Source organism: Sabulicella glaciei (assembly GCF_026183895.1).
GTDB classification, from domain to species: domain Bacteria; phylum Pseudomonadota; class Alphaproteobacteria; order Acetobacterales; family Acetobacteraceae; genus Roseococcus; species Roseococcus glaciei.
This window is the reverse complement of the sequence record NZ_JAPFQI010000009.1, coordinates 97278-114668: the sequence shown is the minus strand read 5'-3', so window position 1 is coordinate 114668 and position 17391 is coordinate 97278. Positions and strand designations below refer to the sequence as shown.

Genomic DNA, 17391 nt, shown 5'->3' with positions numbered 1-17391 from the left:
TCCCTTTTCTCAGACGTGCAGATACTGCTCGCGCAGCCCGGGCGCCGCTTCCAACGCCGCGCTGTCGCCGCTCCAGACCGTGCGCCCGCGCTCGATGATGACATGCCGGTCGGCGAGACGCAGCACCTGGACGAGGTTCTTGTCGATCAGGAGGATGGACTGCCCTTCCCCTTTCAGCCGCGCCAGCACCGCCCAGATCTCCGCACGGATCAGCGGCGCCAGACCCTCCGTCGCCTCGTCGAGGACGAGGAGGCGCGGGTTGGTCATCAGCGCGCGGCCGATGGCGAGCATCTGCTGCTCGCCGCCTGACAGGTCGCGGCCCATATTGGCCTCGCGCTCGCGCAGGCGGGGAAACAGCGCGTGGACGGAGGCGAGGTCCCAGCGTCCCGGCCGCGCGGTCGCCACCAGGTTCTCGCGCACGGTCAGGGTGGGGAAGACCTGCCGCCCCTCGGGCACCAGCCCCAGCCCCTTGCGCGCCACCGCGTGCGCCGGCAGGCCGAGCAGATCTGCCCCGTCGAAGCGGATGCGCCCCTCCGTCGCACGTCCGCCCAGGGCGGGCAGCAGCCCCATGACGGCGCGCACCGTACTGGTCTTGCCCATGCCGTTGCGGCCCAGCAGCGTCACCACCTCGCCCGCGCCCACGGTGAAGGCCACGTCGTGCAGGATGCGCGCGGGGCCGTAGCTGGCGGCGAGGCCCTCCACCTCCAGCATCAGCCCTCCTCCTCGCCCAGATAGGCGGCGCGCACCGCCGCGTCGGCACGAATCTCGGCCGGAATGCCGCTGGCGATCACGCGCCCCTCGGCGAGGACGGAGATGCGGTCGGCCAGGGCGAAGACAGCCGGCATGTCGTGCTCGATCAGCAGGATGCCGTAGCGCGGCTTCAGCGCGGACAGGATGCGGATCAGCCGCTCCGCCTCCTCTGGCCCGGTTCCGGCCAGGGGTTCGTCGAGCAACAGGGCGCGCGGGCGCATGGCGAGGGCGATGGCCAGTTCCAGCTGCCGCTTCTCGCCATGCGACAGGGCGCCGGCCGGCAGATCGGCGCGGCCATGCAGCCCGACCTCGCGCAGCGCCTCCATCGCCTCGCCGTTCAGTGCCGCCTCGCGCCCGGCGGGCCGGAAGAAGCGGAAGGAGGAACCGGCGCGCGCCTGCACCGCCAGGGCCACGTTCTCCAGCGCGGAAAAGCCGGGGATGATGCAGGTGATCTGGAAGGAGCGCGCGAGGCCACGCCGCGCCCGGGCGGCAAGGCCCAGCCGCGTCACGTCCTCGCCCTCGAAGCGGACCTGCCCGGAATCGGGGCGCAGCGTGCCGCTGACCTGGTGGACCAGCGTGGTCTTGCCGGCTCCGTTGGGGCCGATCAGCGCGTGGATCTCCCCGGTCGAGAGGGAAAGCGACACGTCGCGCGTGACCGCGAGCCCGCCGAAGGATTTGCGCAGCGACCGAAGCTCCAGCAGCGATTCAGCCACGGCGCAGCAGCCCTGCGATGCCGTCGCGCATGAAGAACACGCACAGGATGAGGAGCGGGCCGAAGATCAGACGCCAATGCTCCGTCAGGTGGGACAGCCACTCCTCGATCAGGACAAAGGCGAGCGCGCCCATCAGCGCGCCATGCGGCCCGGCCAGCCCGCCCAGGATCACCATGAACAGGAGGTCGCCCGAGCGCTGCCAGGTGAGATAGGCGGGCGCCACGAACTCTGCCGAGTTGGCCAGCATCACGCCAGCCAGCCCGGCGATGGCGCCGGCTATGACATAGGCGGCGAGGCGGAAGGGATAGGGCGCGAAGCCGACGGCACGGGCGCGCGTCTCGTTCTCCCGCGCGGCGCGCAGCACGCGGCCGAACCGGCTGCGCAGCAGCGCCTCCACCAGCAGCCAGGTCCCGGCCAGCAGGGCGAGGCAGGCGAAGTGGAAGAAGAGGCGGTTCTCCAGCAGCCGCGACCCGCCCAATTCCAGGCGGCCATAGAGGGTGTAGCCGTCGTCGCCGCCAAAGATCGCGAGGGACGAGGCGGTAAAGAAGGCCATCTGCCCGAAGGCCAGGGTGATCATGATGAAATGCACGCCGGAGGTGCGGATCGCCACCGCCCCGGTGAGCAGGGCGAAGAGCGCGGCGACCCCGATGGCGACGGGCATGACGACCAGCGCCTCCGTCACGCGCGCATGGTCCAGCACCACCACGGCATAGGCGCCGACGCCCAGCAGCGCGGCATGGCCCAGGCTGACCAGCCCTGCGCCCCCCACCAGCAGCGAAAGCGAGATCGCAGCCATGCCGAAGATCATCGCCCGCGCCAGCAGCGTCAGCGAATGGCCTTGGCCGAAGCCCACGAAGGGCGCCAGGGCCAGCGCGGCGAAGATCAGCAGCGGGAGCGCCGCGTTGCGCCACCTCATCGGCGAACCGGGAACAGGCCGGCGGGGCGCACGGCCAGGATCACCGCCATCACCACATAGACCAGCATGGAGGCGAGGGCCGCGCCGGTCTGCCGCGCCGCCGAGGGGTCAAGCATAAGGCGCATGAGGTCCGGCAGCATGGCGCGACCGATCGTTTCCACCAGCCCGACCAGCAGCGCGGCGATGAATGCGCCGCGCACGGAGCCGATGCCACCGATCACGATTACCACGAAAGCGAGGATGAGGAGGTTGTCGCCCATCCCCGGCTCCACCGACAGGATGGGCGCGGCCATGACGCCCGCGAAGCCGGCCAGCATGGCGCCGAAGCCGAAGACCAGCATGAAGAGGCGGTTCACATCCACGCCCAGCGCTCCCAGCATGGGCGCGTTGCTGGCCCCCGCGCGCACCAGCATTCCCGCGCGCGTCCGCTCCACGAGGAACCAGAGCAGCCCGGCCGAAAGCAGCCCCGCCGCAAGGATGGCGAGGCGGTAGGTGGGGTAGAGCAGCCCCTCCATGATCGGCACGCCGCCGGACAGCGCCTCCGGCACCGGCATCTGCAGCGGAGCGGCGCCGAACACCGCCTTCACCCCTTCGTTCAGGAACAGGATGACGCCAAAGGTCGCCAGCACCTGCGACAGGTGGTCGCGCGCGTAGAGGTGCCGGAACACCAGCCATTCGAGCAGGAGCCCGAAGACTAACGCCGCCGGCAGCGCCAGCAGCAGCCCGAGCCAGAAGGAGCCGGTCATCGCGGCCAGCGCCGCGCCCAGATAGGCGCCGACCATGTACTGCACGCCGTGGGCGAGGTTGATGAAGTCCATGACGCCGAAGACCAGGGTCAGCCCCGCTGCGACCAGGAACAGCAGGACGCCGAATTGCAGGCCGTTGAGGGCCTGCACCAGCAGCAGCGTCGTGTTCATGCCCGGGCGGTCAGAGCCGCGCGGGCATCCGGCACTCGCCCGCCCAGGGGTCCACGTTGGCTTCCAGCACGCGGCGCACCGTCTCGGTCTGGAACTTGCCGTCCGGACGGCGCGCCACGCGGCACAGCCAGAAATCCTGCACCGGGTAGTGGTTCGTGCCGAAGCGGAACGGGCCACGCACCGACTGGAAATCCGCCGCCTCAATGGCCTGGCGCAGCGCGTTCTTGTCGGACAGGTTGCCGTTCACGCGCCGCACCGCGCTGTTGAGCAGGTTGGCCGCGTCGTAGCTCTGTGCGGCATAGGTGGCGGGGACGTAGTTGAACGCCGCCTCGAACTCGCGCACGAAGCGCTTGTTCGGCTCGTTGTCCATGTTCGGCGCCCAGTTGGCGCCGGCGAAGAAGCCCAGCGCCGCCTCGCCCTGCGCGGGCAGCGTCGCCTCGTCCACGGTGAAGGTGGACAGGAAGGGGATGTTGGCCAGCCCCGCCTGCCGGTACTGCCGCACCAAGTTCACGCCCAGCCCGCCCGGCATGAAGGTGAAGACCGCATCCGGCCGCGCTGAGGCGATGCGCGCCAGCTCCGCCGAGAAGTCGAGCTGGTTGAGCGGCACGTAGATCTCGTCCACCACCTCGCCCCGGAAGCGCGACTTGAAGCCGGCCATGGCGTCGCGCCCGGCCTGGTAGTTCGGCGTCATGAGGAAGACGCGGCGATAGCCCTCGTCCTGCGCCGCCTGTCCCATCACGGAATGGACCTGGTCGTTGTTGTAGGAGGTGGTGAAGAAATACGGGTTGCAGCCGCGCCCGGCGAAGGTGGACGGCCCGGCATTGGTGGAGATGAGGAAGGTATTCGCCTCCGTCACCGGCCGCATGATCGCCTGCAGGATGTTGGAGAACACCACGCCGACCACGAAATCCACCCGGTCGCGCTCCAGCGCCGCGCGCACCTTGGTGACGGCGACGTCTGGGCGAAGCTCGTCGTCGATCACCAGCGTCTCGACCGGGCGACCACCGAGCTGGTTATTCAGCTGGCGCAGCCCCAGCGTCCAGCCGTCGCGAAGCTGGGTGCCGAGCGCGGCCTGCGGGCCGGTCTGCACGGCGACGAGCCCCACCTTGATCGGCGCGCCGCCCTGGGCGAGCGCCGGCGTGGCGAGGAGGGCGGCGCCCGTGCCGAGCGTGGCGCGGCGGGTCAGAAGCGGCAGGGACGCCATGGAGAACTCCCCGGTTCGTTGATGTTTCAAGGTTCAAGCATCCATTACCAAGCCGCATGCCTGCCCCGCAAGCATCGCGGCGCGGCGCGTCATGGGCTGTGACGGGTCGGAAAGCGGGTCGAGCACGGTGAAGTGGTTCAGCCCCTCTGGCGCCTCGAAGCTGCCGCCCCAGCCCTGCGCGAAGTCGCGGCTCTGGCGCAGGAACTCCGCGCTTTCCGCGCCGCCGACGACGAGGTGGAGCGGCTTGCCGGGCGCCGGCCGGAGCCCGGGCGACAGCTCGCGCGCCGTTTCCGCATCCAGCCGAAGCGCTGCGTTGAGGCTGGTGGGCAGCAGCGGCTCCAGCCAGAACAGGCCGGAGATGGGCAACGCCGCCGTGACATGCGGCGCGCGTGCCAGAAGCCAAGCCGCGAGGTGCCCGCCCGCCGAATGCCCTATCGCGAGCAGCTTCATCCCGAGGCGCGCATGCAGCGTGGCGGATGCCGCCTCCATCTGCGCACAGATGCGAGCAAGCGGCACGGAGGGGCACAAATCATAGGATGGCAGCGCCACCGCGACGCCCTGCGCGAGCAGGCCCGCCGCCCAGTGGCTGCCCCACTCCCGCCCCAGCGCCTGCCAGTAGCCGCCATGGATCAGCAGCGCCGCGCCGCGTGGCGTGCCGGTGGGCAGGAACAAGTCCATCGCCTCGCGCGGGCCCGGTCCGTAGCGCAGCGTCTCGGGTGGGTGGGCGGCGCGGAATCGGGCGGCGGATTCGGCCCAGCCGGCGATGATCGCGCCGCTTTCCCCCACGCGGGCGCGGTTGTTGTACTCCGCCTCGGCATCCATGGGCGCAGCCTTGCGCGGCGAGGGCGCGCCGGCAAGGCCGGTTCCGTGATACAAGGCATCCATGCGCCTCTACCTCGCCGGCCCCGAGGTCTTCCTGCCCGACGCGGACGCCATCGGCGCCGCGAAGAAGGCGCTCTGCGCCGCCCATGGCATCGAGGGGGCGTTCCCCCTGGATCCTCCCCTCGCCGATCCGTCCGACTGGCGCGCCATCCACGCGCGCTGCGAGGAGATGCTGCGGGGCTGCGACGCGCTGCTCGCCAATCTCTCGCCCTTTCGTGGCGCGGGGGCCGATCCGGGCACGGTGTTCGAGATGGGGCTGATGCGCGGCCTGGGCCGGCCGGTGCATGGATACATGGCGACGGAGGCCACGCTGCGCGAACGCATCGCGTGCCGCGAGGACGGGGGCGCGTGGCGCGACGCGGAAGGGCTGACCGTCGAGGATTTCGGCCTCGGCGAGAACCTGATGCTGGAAGGCGCGATCGCGGAGTCCGGCGGGATGATGGTGCGCATGGCAGCCGCCGATCCGTGGCGCGACCTGGCCCCCTTCGAGGAGGCGCTGCGCCGCCTCAGCCCACGCCGGTCGGACCGTCGATGACCAGCCGCACCTTCGCCGCCAGTTCGGAGCGGCGATAGGGCTTCTGGATCACGTCGAACTCCGAGCCTCCGGCCTCGATCCGCTCCAGGCTCATCTCCGCGTAGCCGGTGGTGAGCAGCACCTTGAGCCGTGGGCGCGAGCGCCGCGCGAGCCGCGCCAGCACCACGCCATTCATGCCGCCCGGCATGATGAGGTCGGTGAAGAGCAGGTCCACGCGCTTCCCGCCCTCGATCACCGCCAGCGCCTCCTGCGCATTGGCGGCGCGCAGCACCTGGTAGCCGAAATCCTCCAACACCGTTTCGGCGAGGTCGCCGACATCCTGCTGGTCCTCCACGAGGAGCACCGTCTCGCGCCCCGGGCGCGGGTCGAGCGGGCGGGCCTGCCCGGCGCTGCGCGATGCGTCAGCCTTGATGGACGGGAAGAACAGCTGCACCGTGGTGCCGATCCCCGGATCCGAATGCAGGCGCAACGTGCCCCCGGATTGCTTGGCGAAGCCATAGACCATGGACAGGCCGAGCCCGGTGCCCTTGCCCTGGTCCTTCGTGGTGAAGAAGGGCTCGGTGACGCGGCTCAGGATCTCGGGCGGCATGCCGGTGCCGGTGTCGGTGACGGAAAGCACCACGTAGTCGCCGGGCTGGAGCTCGCCGAACAGCGCGGCATCCTCGGCGTCGATGTGGCGCTGGCTGGTTTTCAGTTCGATCCGCCCGCCATCGGGCATGGCGTCGCGCGAATTGAGCAGGATGTTCAGCAGCGCCAACTCCGCCTGGGTGGAATCCACCCGCACGTTCGGCAGCCCGGCCGCGAGGCTGCGCTTCACCTGGATGGTGCCGCCCACCGTGCGCTCGATCAGCGGCGCCATCCCCTCGACCAGCGTGTTCAGGCTGGCCGGGCGGCCCTCCAGCCGCTGCTTGCGGGCGAAGGCGAGGAGCTGCTGCGTCAGCGTCGCCCCGCGCGCGGCGGCCTGGGAGATGGCCTCCACCGCCTTGTCCACCCGCGCCGGGTTCGTCCGGGTCCCGGCGTCGCGCAGCGCGTCCGCGTAGCCGATGATGACTTGGAGAAGGTTGTTGAAATCGTGCGCGATGCCGCCGGTCAGCTGGCCCAGCGCCTCCATCTTCTGCGCCTGGCGCAGCGCCTCCTCCGCGTCGCGGCGCCGCGAGATGTCGAGCTGGGAGGCGAAGAAGTAGATCAGCTGTCCCTGCGGGTCGAAGACCGGCGAGATGAAGAGCGCGTTCCAGAAGGCCGAGCCGTCCTTGCGGTAGTTCAGGACCTCGACCGAAACCTCGCGCCGCGCTTCGATGGCCTGGCGCACCTCTGCGACCACGGAACGGTCGGTGTCGGGCCCCTGGAGGAAGCGGCAGTTGCGTCCGTGGATCTCCTCCAGCGTGTAGCCGGTCATCTGGATGAAGGCCGGGTTGCAGAACACGACCGGGTTGTCCGGCTGGCTTGGGTCTGTGACGATCATCGGCATCCGCGTCGTCTCGACCGCCGCGAAGAAGATGTCGTTGTGCGCCTTGTTCCCTTCAGGGGGGCTCGTGTCCTCGATGACGGGGGACAAGCCGCCGACGGAGCCCGTCTCCGTGTCGTACTCCGTCATGCCGCGTGCGCTTCCAATGCCTTCACGAGAGCGGAACGCGCGCGGGCGCTCGCGGTTCAGCGCTGCGTCACTCGGACGGCGCCCAGCGTGGACGCCGCTTTTCCCGGAAGGCGGCAAGGCCCTCGCGCCCCTCCGCGCCGCTCCGCTGCATCCAGCTTTCCTGCGAAAGGACCACCACCTCGCGCTCGGACAGCGCAAGCCCGTTGGACTCCAGCAGGGAGCGCTTGGTGGCGGCGATGGCCGTGGGGGCAGAAAGCAGCGTGTCGGCCAGGATGCGCTCCAGCCGCGCCTCGACCTGGTCGGGCGGCAGCACCTCGTGCACCAGGCCGATCCGCATCGCCTCCTCCGGCCCGAATCGCTCGCCGGTGATGGCGTAGCGGCGGGCGTGGCGCAGCCCCATGGCGTGGGCCATGTGGGTGGAGATGGGGGTGGGCGCGACGCCGACGCGCACCTCGGTGATGCCGAAGCTGGCTTCCGTGGTCGCCAGCGCCACGTCCACGCAGCAGGCGATGCCGGTGCCGCCGCCGAAGCAGGCGCCGTGAATGACGGCGAATGTGGGCTTGGGGAGCTCGTTCAGCCGCTGCATCGCGCGCGTGGTGAGCATCGAGGCGGCCAGTGCCTCCTCCGGCGGGGCGCCCGCGGCGGCGCGGAGCCAATGGATGTCGGCCCCGGCCTGGAAGTGCCGGCCCGCGCCGCGGATCACCAGGGCGCGGATCGCGTCGTCCTTCGCCAGGGTCTCCAGCCCGCCGATCAGGGCTTCCAGCATTGCGCCGTTGTAGGCGTTGCCCAGGGCGGGGCGGTTCAGCGTGGCGGTGGCGATGCCGCGGCGATCCACCGCGAGCAGAAGGGGCGACTCGTCCATGGAGGCGCAACATCGCCGATCATCGCGGGATGGGCTAGCCTCGATCCATGCGACCGACCCTTTACGGCTCCCGCCACGCCGCCTCCGCCGGGCATCACCTCGCCGCCGCCGCAGCCCTCACCGTCCTGGAAGGCGGCGGCAACGCGGTGGATGCGGGGGTGGCGGCCGGCATCGCGCTGGGCGTGCTGGTGCCGGACCTCGTGAACGTGGCCGGGGTCGCACCCATCATGATCCGCCTCGCCGATGGGCGGGTGGAGACGATCGCGGGGCTGGGGCGCTGGCCGGCGACGACGCCGCCCGACGTGTTCCTTCGCGAGCATGGCGGCCAGATCCCGCCGGGCGTGCGCCGCACCGTGGTGCCCGCTGCGCCCGATGCCTGGATCACCGCGCTGGAGCGCCATGGCACGATCCGCTTCGAGGAGGCGGTGTCCTTCGCGATCCGCTGGGCCGAGGAGGGCTTCGCCACCCCAGCCATCCTGCGCCAGACCGTCGAGGCGCATCGCGACGAATATGCGCGCTGGCCGAGCAACGCGGCCATCTTCCTGCCGGGCGGCGAGCCGCCGCGCCTGGGCTCGCGCTTCGTGCAGACCGACCTCGCGCGCACGCTGCGCTTCCTGGCCGACGAGGCGTCGCGCCACACCGACCGGCTGCGCGGCCTCGCCGCCGCGCGCGATGCCTTTTACCGCGGCGACATCGCGCGGGCGATCACGCGCTTCGTCGGGGAGGAAGGCGGCTGGCTGTCCATGGAGGACATGGCGGCGCACCGCGCGCCGGTCCTGCCGGCGGTGCGCCGCCCCTGGCGCGGGCACGAGGTGCTGGCCTGCGGCCCCTGGTGCCAGGGCCCCGCGCTGATCGAGGCGATGACCGTCGCGGAAGCGGCGGGGCTGGCCGAGCACGCGCACAACTCGGCCGACTACCTGCACATCGTCGCGGAAAGCGTGAAGGCGGCGCTGGCCGACCGCGACATGCATTTCGGCGATCCGGATTTCGTGGAGGTGCCGCTGGAGCGCCTGCTGTCGCGCGAGCACGCGGCGGCGCGGGCGCGCGAGATCCGCATGGACCGCGCCCACCCTTCCCTGCCCGGCGAAGTCGAGCCCGGCCCGGTGGCGCAGGAGGCGCCGAAGCTGGAAGCGGACACCTCCTACGTCGCGGTGGTGGATCGCTGGGGCAATGCCTTCTCCGCCACGCCCTCGGACGGGTCGTGGGATTCGCCGGTGGTGCCGGGGCTGGGCCTCATCCCCTCCAACCGCGGCTGCCAGTCGCGGCCGGACCCGCGCCACAAATCCGGCATGGCACCCGGCAAGCGGCCGCGCCTGACGCCCAACCCAGCCATGATCGTCACCCGAGAGGGCGGGGTGATGCCCTTCGGGACGCCGGGCGGTGACGTGCAGATCCAGGCGATGATGCAGGTCGCCTACAACGTCTTCGCCTTCGGCATGGAGCTGCAGGAGGCGATCGAGGCGCCGCGCGTGGCGTCCTACGCCGCGCCGAGCAGCTTCGCCCCCTTCGAGGCGCATCCGGGGCTGCTGGCGGCGGAAGCGCGCATCCCCCAGGCGGTGCGCGACGCGCTGGCCGCGCGCGGGCACCGCATGCAGGACTGGCCGGACACGAGCTGGCTCGCGGGATGCGTCGAGGCGGTGCTGAGCCTGCCCGGCGAAGGGCTGGTGGCGGCGGGGGCGGATGTTCGCCGCCCGGCGGGGTGCGTCGCCGCCTAGCCAGGGCGAGCCAGCCGATACAGGAGGTGCCGACGCAGCGCGTGGCCCTCCGGCAGGGCGGGGTGCTCGAACTCGCCGGCACGCCGCATCCCCAGCTTCTCCATCAGCCGCCAGGAGGGTTCGTTCGCCGGAACGGTGAAGGCGACGATCTCGCCGAGCCCCAGCGCGCCGAAGCCATGGGCGATCCAGGCACGCGCCGCCTCCTCTGCGAAGCCGCGCCGTTGATGCGCGACGGCGATGCGCCAGCCGATCTCCACTGCTGGGGCGAAGGGCATGTCGGGCCGCACGCGCATCAGCCCCACCATCCCGGCAAGGCCGCCCTCCGGCAGAAAGGCCCCGGCGAAGGCGAAACCCTCCTCGCGCCAGCGCGCTTGCAGCCTTGCCCGCATAGTGTCGCTCTCGATACGGGTGAGCGGCGCCGAGAAATGGCGCATCACCTCGGCATCGCCGTTCAGCGCGGCGAACTCCCCGTCATCCGCGGCCTCCAGCGGCCGCAGCACGAGGCGCGGGGTTCCGAGCACGGTCATGATGCAGCGCGAAGCGCCCCCAGGCGTTGCGGCACCATGCCGCTCGACAATCTCGTGTACCGCGTCCCCCGCCTTGCCGCCACGGCGGAGCGTGTCGGGACGCCGCCCATCCCCGCCTGCCGGGACTGGGCCGGACGCTATGACGGGCGCCACGGCCCGCTGCTGGACCTCACCCAGGCCGTCCCGGCCGGCCCGCCGCATCCCGACCTCCTCGCCAGGCTCGGCGCGGCCAGCGCCGATCCGGCCCTGAGCAGCTATGGCCCGCTGGAAGGCGAGGCGGCGCTGCGCGAGGCGGTGGCCGCGGAAACCAACCGGATCTACGGCAGCGACGCCCGGCCGGACGACGTGCGGATCACCGCCGGCGCCAATCTCGGCTTCACCCTGGCGATGATGGCCCTCGTCGCGCCGGGGGACGAGGTGATCCTTCCCCTGCCCTGGTTCTTCAACCACCAGATGGCGCTCGCCCTGCGCGGCGTGTCGGCGCGCCCGCTTCCCGCGGGGCCGGATTTCCTACCCGACCCCGACGCGGCGGCGGCACTGATCGGTCCCAACACCCGTGCCATCGTGCTCGTCTCGCCGAGCAACCCGACCGGCGCCCCCATCCCTGCCGGGCACATCGCCCGCTTCGCGGAACTGTGCCGCGAGCGCGGCCTGTGGCTGGTGCTGGACGAGACCTATCGCGACTTCCTGCCCGAGGGGCACGGCGCGCCGCACGCGCTGTTCGGCCGCGCGGATTGGCGCGACTTCGTGGTGCAGATCTATTCCTTCTCCAAGGCCTATGGCGTGCCGGGCCACCGCATGGGCGCGGTGCTGGCGGGCCCGGTGGTCCGCGCGGCCTTCATGAAGGCGGTGGACAACATCCAGCTTTGCCCGCCGCGCCCGCCCCAGGCGGCGTTGGCCTGGGCCATCCCCGCGCTCGGGGGATGGCGCGAGGAACGGGCGCAGGCGATGCGCGAGGCGGGCCGATCCTTCCTGGCGGCGCTGGACCGGGTGCCCGGTTTCCAGGTGGACGCGGCGGGCGGGTTCTTCGCGTGGCTCCGCATCCCCGAGGGGGCGTTGGACGGGCGCGCGGCGGCCGAGGTCCTGGCGGCGCGCCACGGCCTCGTCACCCTGCCTGGCTGCTTCTTCGGCCCCGGCAATGAGCGGCACCTGCGCCTCGCCCATGCCTGCCTGCCGCCGGATCGGCACGACGAGGCAGCGGCGCGCCTCGCCGATTTCGCCCGCAGCCCGGATGCGGGACAGGATTTCTAGCCCGGGCCAAGCTCAGTCGTTCAGCCCGGGCTCTGCCGCCATCCGCACGCTGGGGTGCAGCACCGGGTCATGGGTGCAGAGGATGGTGATGTCCTCCGGCGCCTGCCGGCGGAGAAGGCGCAGCGCCTCGGCGCTGGCGTGGCGCGCGGTGGGGTCGGACTGCATCGCGCTCTCGTAGGCCAGGGCCAGGGGCGGTGCCTTGCCCGGCCCTTCCAGTTCGCGGGCATCGAAGATCGCGTCGCCGGCATGCACCACCCAGCCCTTCTCGGCCGGGATGGCGACGCCGGCATGGCCCGGCGAATGGCCGGGCAGCGGGACGAGGCGAAGCCCCGCGGGCAATCCGTCCACGGTCTCCATGCCGAAGAAGGGCTCGCCCGGGGCTTCGTGCCCGACGAAGTCGGCGCGGAGCTGACCTGGGCTCCAACGCAGCCGCGCCTTCACGCCGTCCCTTGCCTGCGCGGCGCTCAGCTCCTTCGCCGTGACGTGCACCTTGGCCCAGGGAAAGTCGGTCAACCCGCCCGCATGGTCGAAATCGAGGTGGGTCATGACGATGTGGCGCACGTCTTCCGGCGCGAAGCCCAGGGCACGCACGCGCGCGAGGGCGGAGCGGTGCGGCTGGATGTCCGGTCGGTTCATCAGCCGAAACGGCGCGGGAATGCGCTCCGGCTCGGCCTCGTCGGTGGGGCCGAAGCCGGTATCCACCAGGATGGGCCCCTCGGGGCCTTCCACCACCACGCAGCGGCAGGCGAGGCTGGCCGGACCGACGCCGGTGCTGTGACGGTCCCACAGCAGGCCACCCCAGGGGCGCATCCAGCCGCAGTTGATCGCGTGAATCTTCATGGGGCGCGAACGGGGCGGTCAGGGCGCGGTTGCACCGGGGGCGACGCGGGCCTAAGCCAAGGAAACGGTTGGCGAGCGCAGGAGGAAGCGGGCGATGACAACCCTTGAGGAAATGGCGGCCAGCGTACCGGACGGGGCGCTGCTCGCTTTGCCCCCCGACAACTCCCTGCCGAGCGTCGCGCTCGCCAAGGCGCTGATCCGTCGCGGCGCGAAGGGGCTGCGCCTGCTGGGCGTGCCGGTTTCCGGCTTCGCGACCGACCTCCTGATCGGCGCGGGCTGCGTCGCGGAGGTGCAGACCAGCGCGGTGTCGCTGGGCGAGGCGGGATTCGCGCCGCGCTTCTCCGCCGCGGTCCGGGCCGGGACGCTGAAGGTGGTGGACGCCACCTGCCCCGCCATCCACACCATGCTCCAGGCCGCCGAGAAGGGTGTGCCCTTCATGCCGCTGCGTGGCCTCATCGGCTCCGACATCCTGGCCAACCGCCCGGACTGGGTGGTGATGGACAGCCCCTTCGGCGATGGCGAGCGCATCGTCGCCCTGCCCGCCCTGTCGCCCGACGTCGCGGCCTTCCATGGCGTGATGGCCGACAGCCTGGGCAACGTCTGGGTCGGCCGCCGCCGCGAATGCGCCACCCTGGCCCATTCGAGCCGGCGCGTGCTGGTGACGGTGGAGCGCGTGATGGAAGGCAACTTCCTGGAGGATGAGCGCCTCGCCCCCGGCACGATCAGCGGCACCTACATCGAGGCGGTGGCCGTGGCGGAGCGCGGAGCGCACCCGGTCGCGCTGCTGGACGAGTACGGCTTCGACGCCAACCACGTCGCCGCCTATGCCCGCGCCGCGCGGACCGAGGCGGGGTTCAACGAATGGCTGGCGGAGCACGTCTTCACCCAGAGGGCGGCGGCATGAGCCACAAGCCGGAGGAGCTTCTCGCCGTCACCCTCGCGCGACTGATCCGCGCTCGGCCGACGCGGCACATCGCGGTGGGTGCGGCCTCGCCCATCCCCGCCGCCGCGTGCTGGCTGGTGTCAAAGGGGGGCTCGCCCGTGCGGCTGTCGCTGCTGCACAAGCGCAGTGGCAATCCCTTCACCGAAGGGACGCGCGAGCTGTTCGACCTCACGGGCCAGGGCCGCATCGACCTGTTCTTCCTGGGCGGCGGGCAGATCGACGGGCAGGCCAACCTCAACCTCATCGGCACGGGCGAATGGCCGGGGCGCGAGGTGCGCTTCCCCGGCTCCTTCGGCTCGGCCTTCATGTATTTCATGGCCGGCCGCACCATCCTGTTCCGCGAGGAGCATTCGTCCCGCGTGCTGGTGGACCGGGTGGCGCATATCTCCGCCCCCGGCGTCAGCGAGCCCGGCGTGTTCCGCCGCGGCCACGCCCAGGCGCTGGTGACCGGGCGCTGCGTCTTCGGCTTCGACCCAGCGCGCGGCCGCTTCACGCTGGAGACGCTGCACCCCGGCGAGACGCTGGAAAACATCCGCGCCGAGACCGGCTTCGATTTCGACGTGGCGCCCTCCCTCGGCGAGACCCCCGCCCCCACGGCGGAGGAGCTGGCGCTGCTGCGCGGCCCGGTCTGCGACGAGATGATGGAAACCTATCCCGAGTTCTGTTCGCGCGTGTTCGAAAGGAAGGCGGCCGCATGACCGACGGCATGACCGTGACCGAGGGCAAGGCCCTCCGCACCGGGCCGGGCGCCCTGGCCGGGCTGCGCGTGGTGGACCTCACCCGCGTCCTCGGCGGCCCGTACTGCACCATGATCCTGTCAGACCACGGCGCGGAGGTGATCAAGCTGGAGCCGCCCCAGGGCGACGAGGTGCGCGACTGGGGCCCGCCCTTCAACGAGGATGGCGACGCCTCCTACTTCATCGGCGTGAACCGCAACAAGAAGTCGGTCGGCCTCGACCTCGCCAAGCCCGAGGGGCGCGAGGTGCTGCTGCGCCTGCTCGAAGGCGCGGACGTGCTGATCGAGAACTTCAAGCCCGGCTCCATGGAGAAGTGGGGGCTGGGCTACGAGGCGGTGCTGGCCAAGCGCTTCCCGCGCCTGATCCATTGCCGCGTTTCCGGCTTCGGCGCGACCGGGCCGCTAGGCGGCTTCCCGGGCTACGACGCCATCCTGCAGGCCATGGTCGGGCTGATGTCCATCAATGGCACGGAGGATAGCGGCCCGACGCGTCTCGGCACGCCGATCGTGGACATCGCCACCGGGCTGTTCAGCGCCATCGCCATCCTGATGGCGCTGCACGACCGCGAGAAGTCGGGCCAGGGCCAGTATTGCGACATGACGCTGCACGATTGCGGTATGGCGCTGCTGCACCCGCACGCGGCCAACTTCTTCCTGAACAACAAGCGGCCGGTGGCGACGGGCAACCCGCATCCGAACCTCGCCCCCTACGCCAAGTTCCAGACGAAGACCTGCGAGATCTTCGTGGGCGTCGGCAACGACCCGACCTTCCGCAAGTTCTGCGCCTTCCTCGGCCTGGAGGAGCTTCCGGGCGACGAGCGCTTCCGCACCAATGGCGGGCGCGTCACCAACCGCCCGGCGCTGATGGCCATCCTGGAGGAGCGCTTCGCGGGCGAGGATGGGCACGAGCTGTGCCAGCGCATGCTGGCCGCCGGCCTGCCCGCCGGCCCGGTGCTGGGCGTGGACGAGGCGATGCGCGCCGCCCACACCGCGCACCGCGCCATGGTGACGGAGAAGGACGGGTTCCGCGGCCTCGGCACGCCGATCAAGCTGTCCCGCACCCCGGGCGACACCTCCGCCAAGCCGCCCCGCTTCGGCGAGCACACGCGCGAGGTGCTGACCGCCAAGGGCTTCAGCGAGGAGGAGATCGCCCGCCTCGCCGAGGCTGGCGTGCTGGTGGAGGCGCGGCGCAGGTAGTGCCGCTCCCCGAGCCGCCTCACCGCATCGGGATGCGGTGAGGTGGCTCGGGACGCATTTTCCGGGCTGCCAAGCAATCCCGTCTGGCTTGAGGCCGCTTCAGCCTGGCGGGTGCGTCGCCTCATGCTCCCGCGCAAGGCGCCCATAGGCCCGCGCGGAGAAGATCAGCATCCCCGCATAGATCAGCGCGGCCGCCGCCAGCGCCGCCCAGGGCTCCGTCACCAGCACCGCCACGAAGCCGCCGACACCGAGCAGGAGCGGCAGGACGAGGCGCGGCGGGATCTTCACCTTCTTGAACGACCAGGATGGCAGGGTGGAGACCATCAGTGCCCCCACCACCAGCAGCACCACGGCGGAAAGAAGGGGCCGGCGGAAGGCATCGGCCGTGGCCGTCCAGCCCCATTCGCCGAAGGCCAGCGAGGCGAAGAGCGGAAACAGCGCCAGACCCGCGCCGGCCGGCGCCGGGACACCGGTGAAGAAGTTCGACGCGAAGGCCGGGCGCGGCGCGGGCACCGATCCCGGCTCGACGATGGAGGCGGCGTTGAACCGCGCGAGGCGCAGCGAGGAGCAGACGGCGAACATCACGCAGGGCACGAAGCCCATCGGCCCGACCTGGTTCATGGTCCAGAGATACATGATCAGCGCGGGCGCAACGCCGAAGGACAGGAAGTCGGCGAGGCTGTCGAACTCCGCCCCGAAGCGCGACGTGCCCTTCAGCAGCCGCGCGATGCGCCCGTCCAGCCCGTCGATGACGCCGGCCGCGACGATGAAGGCCGCCGCCTGGGCGAAGCGCCCGTCGAAGGCGAAGCGGATCGCCACCAGACCGGCGCAGAGGCCCATCATGGTGAGGATGTTCGGGATCAGCCGGTTCAGGCTCGGCGCGCGCCCAGCCTGACCGCCGAACCGGCCTAGGCGTCGGCGAAGCCCGGCCCTCGGCGCCCCTTCCGCCATCAGCCCCGGGTCCCGAGTTCGGCCAGGACCGTCTCGCCGCCGATCATGGTCTGGCCTAGCGTCACCAGGGGCTTCACCCCCTCGGGCAGGTAGACATCGGTGCGCGAGCCGAAGCGGATGATGCCGAAGCGCTCCCCGGCCAGGATCTGGTCGCCCTCGCGCGCCGTGCAGACGATGCGCCGGGCGATGAGGCCCGCGATCTGCACGCAGCCGAGATTGCCGCCATCCGGCAGGTCGATGCGCAGCCCATTGCGCTCATTGTGCTCGCTCGCCTTGTCCAGCGAGGCGTCGAAGAAGGCGCCGGCGCGGTAGACGATGCGGCCCACCCGCCCCTGCACCGGGGAGCGGTTCACGTGCACGTCCAGCACGGACAGGAAGATGGCGACGCGGTGGCGCGGGGCGCTGCCCATCTCCAGCTCCGCCGGCGGCACGGCGGGGCCGACCAGCACCACCTTGCCATCCGCCGGGGCGAGAATGAGGCCAGGACGTGACGGCGGGACGCGGCGCGGGTCGCGGAAGAAATACAGGCAGAAGGCGGTGAAGGCGGCACCCAGCCAGAACAGCCAGGCCCCCAGGATCAGCCCTCCCAGCACGGCGACGGCGGCGCCACCCCAAAGAAAGGGACGCCCCACCGGGTGCGGCGGCGCGAGGACGAGGCTCATGCTGTTTCGGAGCGACATGGGCGCGGTTTATGGTCCGTTCATCTGCCTGGGGCAAGCTGAACCCTAGCTCACCCTCCGCACCTTCTTCGTCGCGCGCAACGGAACGCTGGCCCCGCAGGAGGGGCATGAGCCGCCAGCCCTGCGCTTCGCGTGGCGCGGCCGCCCCTGCGAGGCGCGGCTGGAACGGGGCCGGCTG

At 71.5% G+C, this 17391-nt stretch carries 18 protein-coding genes; 6 read left to right on the top strand and 12 right to left on the bottom strand.

From position 1 onward, the window contains the following. Window positions 1-9: 9 nt before the first annotated feature. Genes OF850_RS13045 through OF850_RS13020 form a run of 6 tightly spaced genes read right to left on the bottom strand, consistent with a single transcriptional unit; the run spans window position 10 to window position 5385 of the window. Complete coding sequence (locus tag OF850_RS13045; protein WP_301590629.1) at window positions 10-711, bottom strand: ABC transporter ATP-binding protein; 702 nt, start codon at window positions 709-711, stop codon at window positions 10-12. Beyond that, window positions 711-1463, bottom strand: coding sequence for an ABC transporter ATP-binding protein (locus OF850_RS13040; RefSeq protein ID WP_301590628.1), 753 nt, complete (start codon window positions 1461-1463; stop codon window positions 711-713). The genes OF850_RS13045 and OF850_RS13040 overlap by 1 nt, the downstream gene beginning before the upstream one ends. After that, the gene (locus OF850_RS13035) at window positions 1456-2379 is read right to left on the bottom strand and encodes a branched-chain amino acid ABC transporter permease (RefSeq protein ID WP_301590627.1); all 924 of its coding nucleotides are present in this window, start codon (window positions 2377-2379) and stop codon (window positions 1456-1458) included. The genes OF850_RS13040 and OF850_RS13035 overlap by 8 nt, the downstream gene beginning before the upstream one ends. Continuing rightward, window positions 2376-3296 (bottom strand): branched-chain amino acid ABC transporter permease, encoded by a 921-nt coding sequence (locus OF850_RS13030; RefSeq protein WP_301590626.1) that lies wholly within the window; start codon window positions 3294-3296, stop codon window positions 2376-2378. Before OF850_RS13030 ends, OF850_RS13035 begins: the two co-directional genes overlap by 4 nt. A gap of 10 nt (window positions 3297-3306) precedes the next feature. Further along, on the bottom strand, window positions 3307-4500 hold the full coding sequence (locus tag OF850_RS13025) for an ABC transporter substrate-binding protein (protein WP_301590625.1): 1194 nt from the start codon (window positions 4498-4500) through the stop codon (window positions 3307-3309). Between the two features lie 33 nt (window positions 4501-4533). After that, window positions 4534-5385, bottom strand: a complete 852-nt coding sequence (locus tag OF850_RS13020) for an alpha/beta hydrolase (RefSeq protein ID WP_301590624.1) — start codon at window positions 5383-5385, stop codon at window positions 4534-4536. On the opposite strand from OF850_RS13020, the gene OF850_RS13015 reads away from it, so the two are divergent. Next, the gene (locus OF850_RS13015; protein WP_301590623.1) at window positions 5384-5917 is read left to right on the top strand and encodes a nucleoside 2-deoxyribosyltransferase; all 534 of its coding nucleotides are present in this window, start codon (window positions 5384-5386) and stop codon (window positions 5915-5917) included. The two genes, OF850_RS13020 and OF850_RS13015, sit on opposite strands and share 2 nt — an antisense overlap. On the opposite strand, the gene OF850_RS13010 is transcribed toward OF850_RS13015, so the two are convergent. Together OF850_RS13010 and OF850_RS13005 are read right to left on the bottom strand one after the other, a co-directional pair. After that, complete coding sequence (locus tag OF850_RS13010; RefSeq protein WP_301590621.1) at window positions 5889-7511, bottom strand: histidine kinase famiy protein; 1623 nt, start codon at window positions 7509-7511, stop codon at window positions 5889-5891. The genes OF850_RS13015 and OF850_RS13010 overlap by 29 nt on opposite strands. A 67-nt stretch (window positions 7512-7578) precedes the next feature. Further along, window positions 7579-8373: an enoyl-CoA hydratase-related protein gene (locus OF850_RS13005; protein WP_301590620.1), complete on the bottom strand. Its 795-nt coding sequence runs from the start codon at window positions 8371-8373 to the stop codon at window positions 7579-7581. Between the two features lie 47 nt (window positions 8374-8420). Between OF850_RS13005 and OF850_RS13000 the strand changes: the two genes are divergently transcribed. Continuing rightward, window positions 8421-10088 carry a gamma-glutamyltransferase family protein gene (locus tag OF850_RS13000; protein WP_301590619.1) on the top strand — a complete coding sequence of 556 codons (1668 nt, stop codon included), beginning with the start codon at window positions 8421-8423 and terminating at the stop codon, window positions 10086-10088. Here OF850_RS13000 and OF850_RS12995 read toward each other — a convergent pair. Beyond that, on the bottom strand, window positions 10085-10615 hold the full coding sequence (locus tag OF850_RS12995) for a GNAT family N-acetyltransferase (protein WP_301590618.1): 531 nt from the start codon (window positions 10613-10615) through the stop codon (window positions 10085-10087). The genes OF850_RS13000 and OF850_RS12995 overlap by 4 nt on opposite strands. A gap of 36 nt (window positions 10616-10651) precedes the next feature. Between OF850_RS12995 and OF850_RS12990 the strand changes: the two genes are divergently transcribed. Next, the gene (locus tag OF850_RS12990) at window positions 10652-11866 is read left to right on the top strand and encodes an aminotransferase (protein ID WP_301590617.1); all 1215 of its coding nucleotides are present in this window, start codon (window positions 10652-10654) and stop codon (window positions 11864-11866) included. Between the two features lie 12 nt (window positions 11867-11878). Here the strand turns inward: OF850_RS12990 and OF850_RS12985 are convergent, their stop codons facing one another. After that, window positions 11879-12706 carry an MBL fold metallo-hydrolase gene (locus OF850_RS12985; protein ID WP_301590616.1) on the bottom strand — a complete coding sequence of 276 codons (828 nt, stop codon included), beginning with the start codon at window positions 12704-12706 and terminating at the stop codon, window positions 11879-11881. Window positions 12707-12800: 94 nt separating this feature from the next. Here OF850_RS12985 and OF850_RS12980 point away from each other — a divergent pair, with 94 nt between their 5' ends. The 3 genes from OF850_RS12980 to OF850_RS12970 are packed head-to-tail and all read left to right on the top strand — an operon-like array spanning window position 12801 to window position 15582. Further along, window positions 12801-13610, top strand: a complete 810-nt coding sequence (locus tag OF850_RS12980; protein WP_301590615.1) for a CoA transferase subunit A — start codon at window positions 12801-12803, stop codon at window positions 13608-13610. Then, entirely contained in the window at window positions 13607-14347 is a 741-nt protein-coding gene (locus tag OF850_RS12975; RefSeq protein ID WP_301590614.1) for a CoA-transferase, read from the top strand. The genes OF850_RS12980 and OF850_RS12975 overlap by 4 nt, the downstream gene beginning before the upstream one ends. Next, window positions 14344-15582, top strand: a complete 1239-nt coding sequence (locus OF850_RS12970; RefSeq protein ID WP_301590613.1) for a CaiB/BaiF CoA transferase family protein — start codon at window positions 14344-14346, stop codon at window positions 15580-15582. Before OF850_RS12975 ends, OF850_RS12970 begins: the two co-directional genes overlap by 4 nt. A gap of 99 nt (window positions 15583-15681) precedes the next feature. On the opposite strand, the gene OF850_RS12965 is transcribed toward OF850_RS12970, so the two are convergent. Both OF850_RS12965 and OF850_RS12960 read right to left on the bottom strand, forming a co-directional pair. Beyond that, complete coding sequence (locus tag OF850_RS12965) at window positions 15682-16533, bottom strand: CDP-alcohol phosphatidyltransferase family protein (RefSeq protein WP_301590612.1); 852 nt, start codon at window positions 16531-16533, stop codon at window positions 15682-15684. Then, window positions 16533-17213: a phosphatidylserine decarboxylase gene (locus OF850_RS12960; RefSeq protein ID WP_301590611.1), complete on the bottom strand. Its 681-nt coding sequence runs from the start codon at window positions 17211-17213 to the stop codon at window positions 16533-16535. Before OF850_RS12960 ends, OF850_RS12965 begins: the two co-directional genes overlap by 1 nt. Window positions 17214-17391 lie beyond the last annotated feature (178 nt).

What these genes read in the sequence shown, in the direction of transcription:
- OF850_RS12960 (WP_301590611.1), bottom strand. Translation starts at nt 17,213, where the DNA reads ATGTCGCTCCGAAACAGCATGAGCCTCGTCCTCGCGCCGCCGCACCCG.
- OF850_RS13020 (WP_301590624.1), bottom strand. Translation starts at nt 5,385, where the DNA reads ATGGATGCCTTGTATCACGGAACCGGCCTTGCCGGCGCGCCCTCGCCG.
- OF850_RS13005 (WP_301590620.1), bottom strand. Translation starts at nt 8,373, where the DNA reads ATGGACGAGTCGCCCCTTCTGCTCGCGGTGGATCGCCGCGGCATCGCC.
- OF850_RS13010 (WP_301590621.1), bottom strand. Translation starts at nt 7,511, where the DNA reads ATGACGGAGTACGACACGGAGACGGGCTCCGTCGGCGGCTTGTCCCCC.
- OF850_RS13025 (WP_301590625.1), bottom strand. Translation starts at nt 4,500, where the DNA reads ATGGCGTCCCTGCCGCTTCTGACCCGCCGCGCCACGCTCGGCACGGGC.
- OF850_RS12990 (WP_301590617.1), top strand. Translation starts at nt 10,652, where the DNA reads ATGCCGCTCGACAATCTCGTGTACCGCGTCCCCCGCCTTGCCGCCACG.
- OF850_RS12985 (WP_301590616.1), bottom strand. Translation starts at nt 12,706, where the DNA reads ATGAAGATTCACGCGATCAACTGCGGCTGGATGCGCCCCTGGGGTGGC.
- OF850_RS12970 (WP_301590613.1), top strand. Translation starts at nt 14,344, where the DNA reads ATGACCGACGGCATGACCGTGACCGAGGGCAAGGCCCTCCGCACCGGG.
- OF850_RS12995 (WP_301590618.1), bottom strand. Translation starts at nt 10,615, where the DNA reads ATGACCGTGCTCGGAACCCCGCGCCTCGTGCTGCGGCCGCTGGAGGCC.
- OF850_RS13000 (WP_301590619.1), top strand. Translation starts at nt 8,421, where the DNA reads ATGCGACCGACCCTTTACGGCTCCCGCCACGCCGCCTCCGCCGGGCAT.
- OF850_RS13015 (WP_301590623.1), top strand. Translation starts at nt 5,384, where the DNA reads ATGCGCCTCTACCTCGCCGGCCCCGAGGTCTTCCTGCCCGACGCGGAC.
- OF850_RS13045 (WP_301590629.1), bottom strand. Translation starts at nt 711, where the DNA reads ATGCTGGAGGTGGAGGGCCTCGCCGCCAGCTACGGCCCCGCGCGCATC.
- OF850_RS13035 (WP_301590627.1), bottom strand. Translation starts at nt 2,379, where the DNA reads ATGAGGTGGCGCAACGCGGCGCTCCCGCTGCTGATCTTCGCCGCGCTG.
- OF850_RS12980 (WP_301590615.1), top strand. Translation starts at nt 12,801, where the DNA reads ATGACAACCCTTGAGGAAATGGCGGCCAGCGTACCGGACGGGGCGCTG.
- OF850_RS12965 (WP_301590612.1), bottom strand. Translation starts at nt 16,533, where the DNA reads ATGGCGGAAGGGGCGCCGAGGGCCGGGCTTCGCCGACGCCTAGGCCGG.
- OF850_RS12975 (WP_301590614.1), top strand. Translation starts at nt 13,607, where the DNA reads ATGAGCCACAAGCCGGAGGAGCTTCTCGCCGTCACCCTCGCGCGACTG.
- OF850_RS13030 (WP_301590626.1), bottom strand. Translation starts at nt 3,296, where the DNA reads ATGAACACGACGCTGCTGCTGGTGCAGGCCCTCAACGGCCTGCAATTC.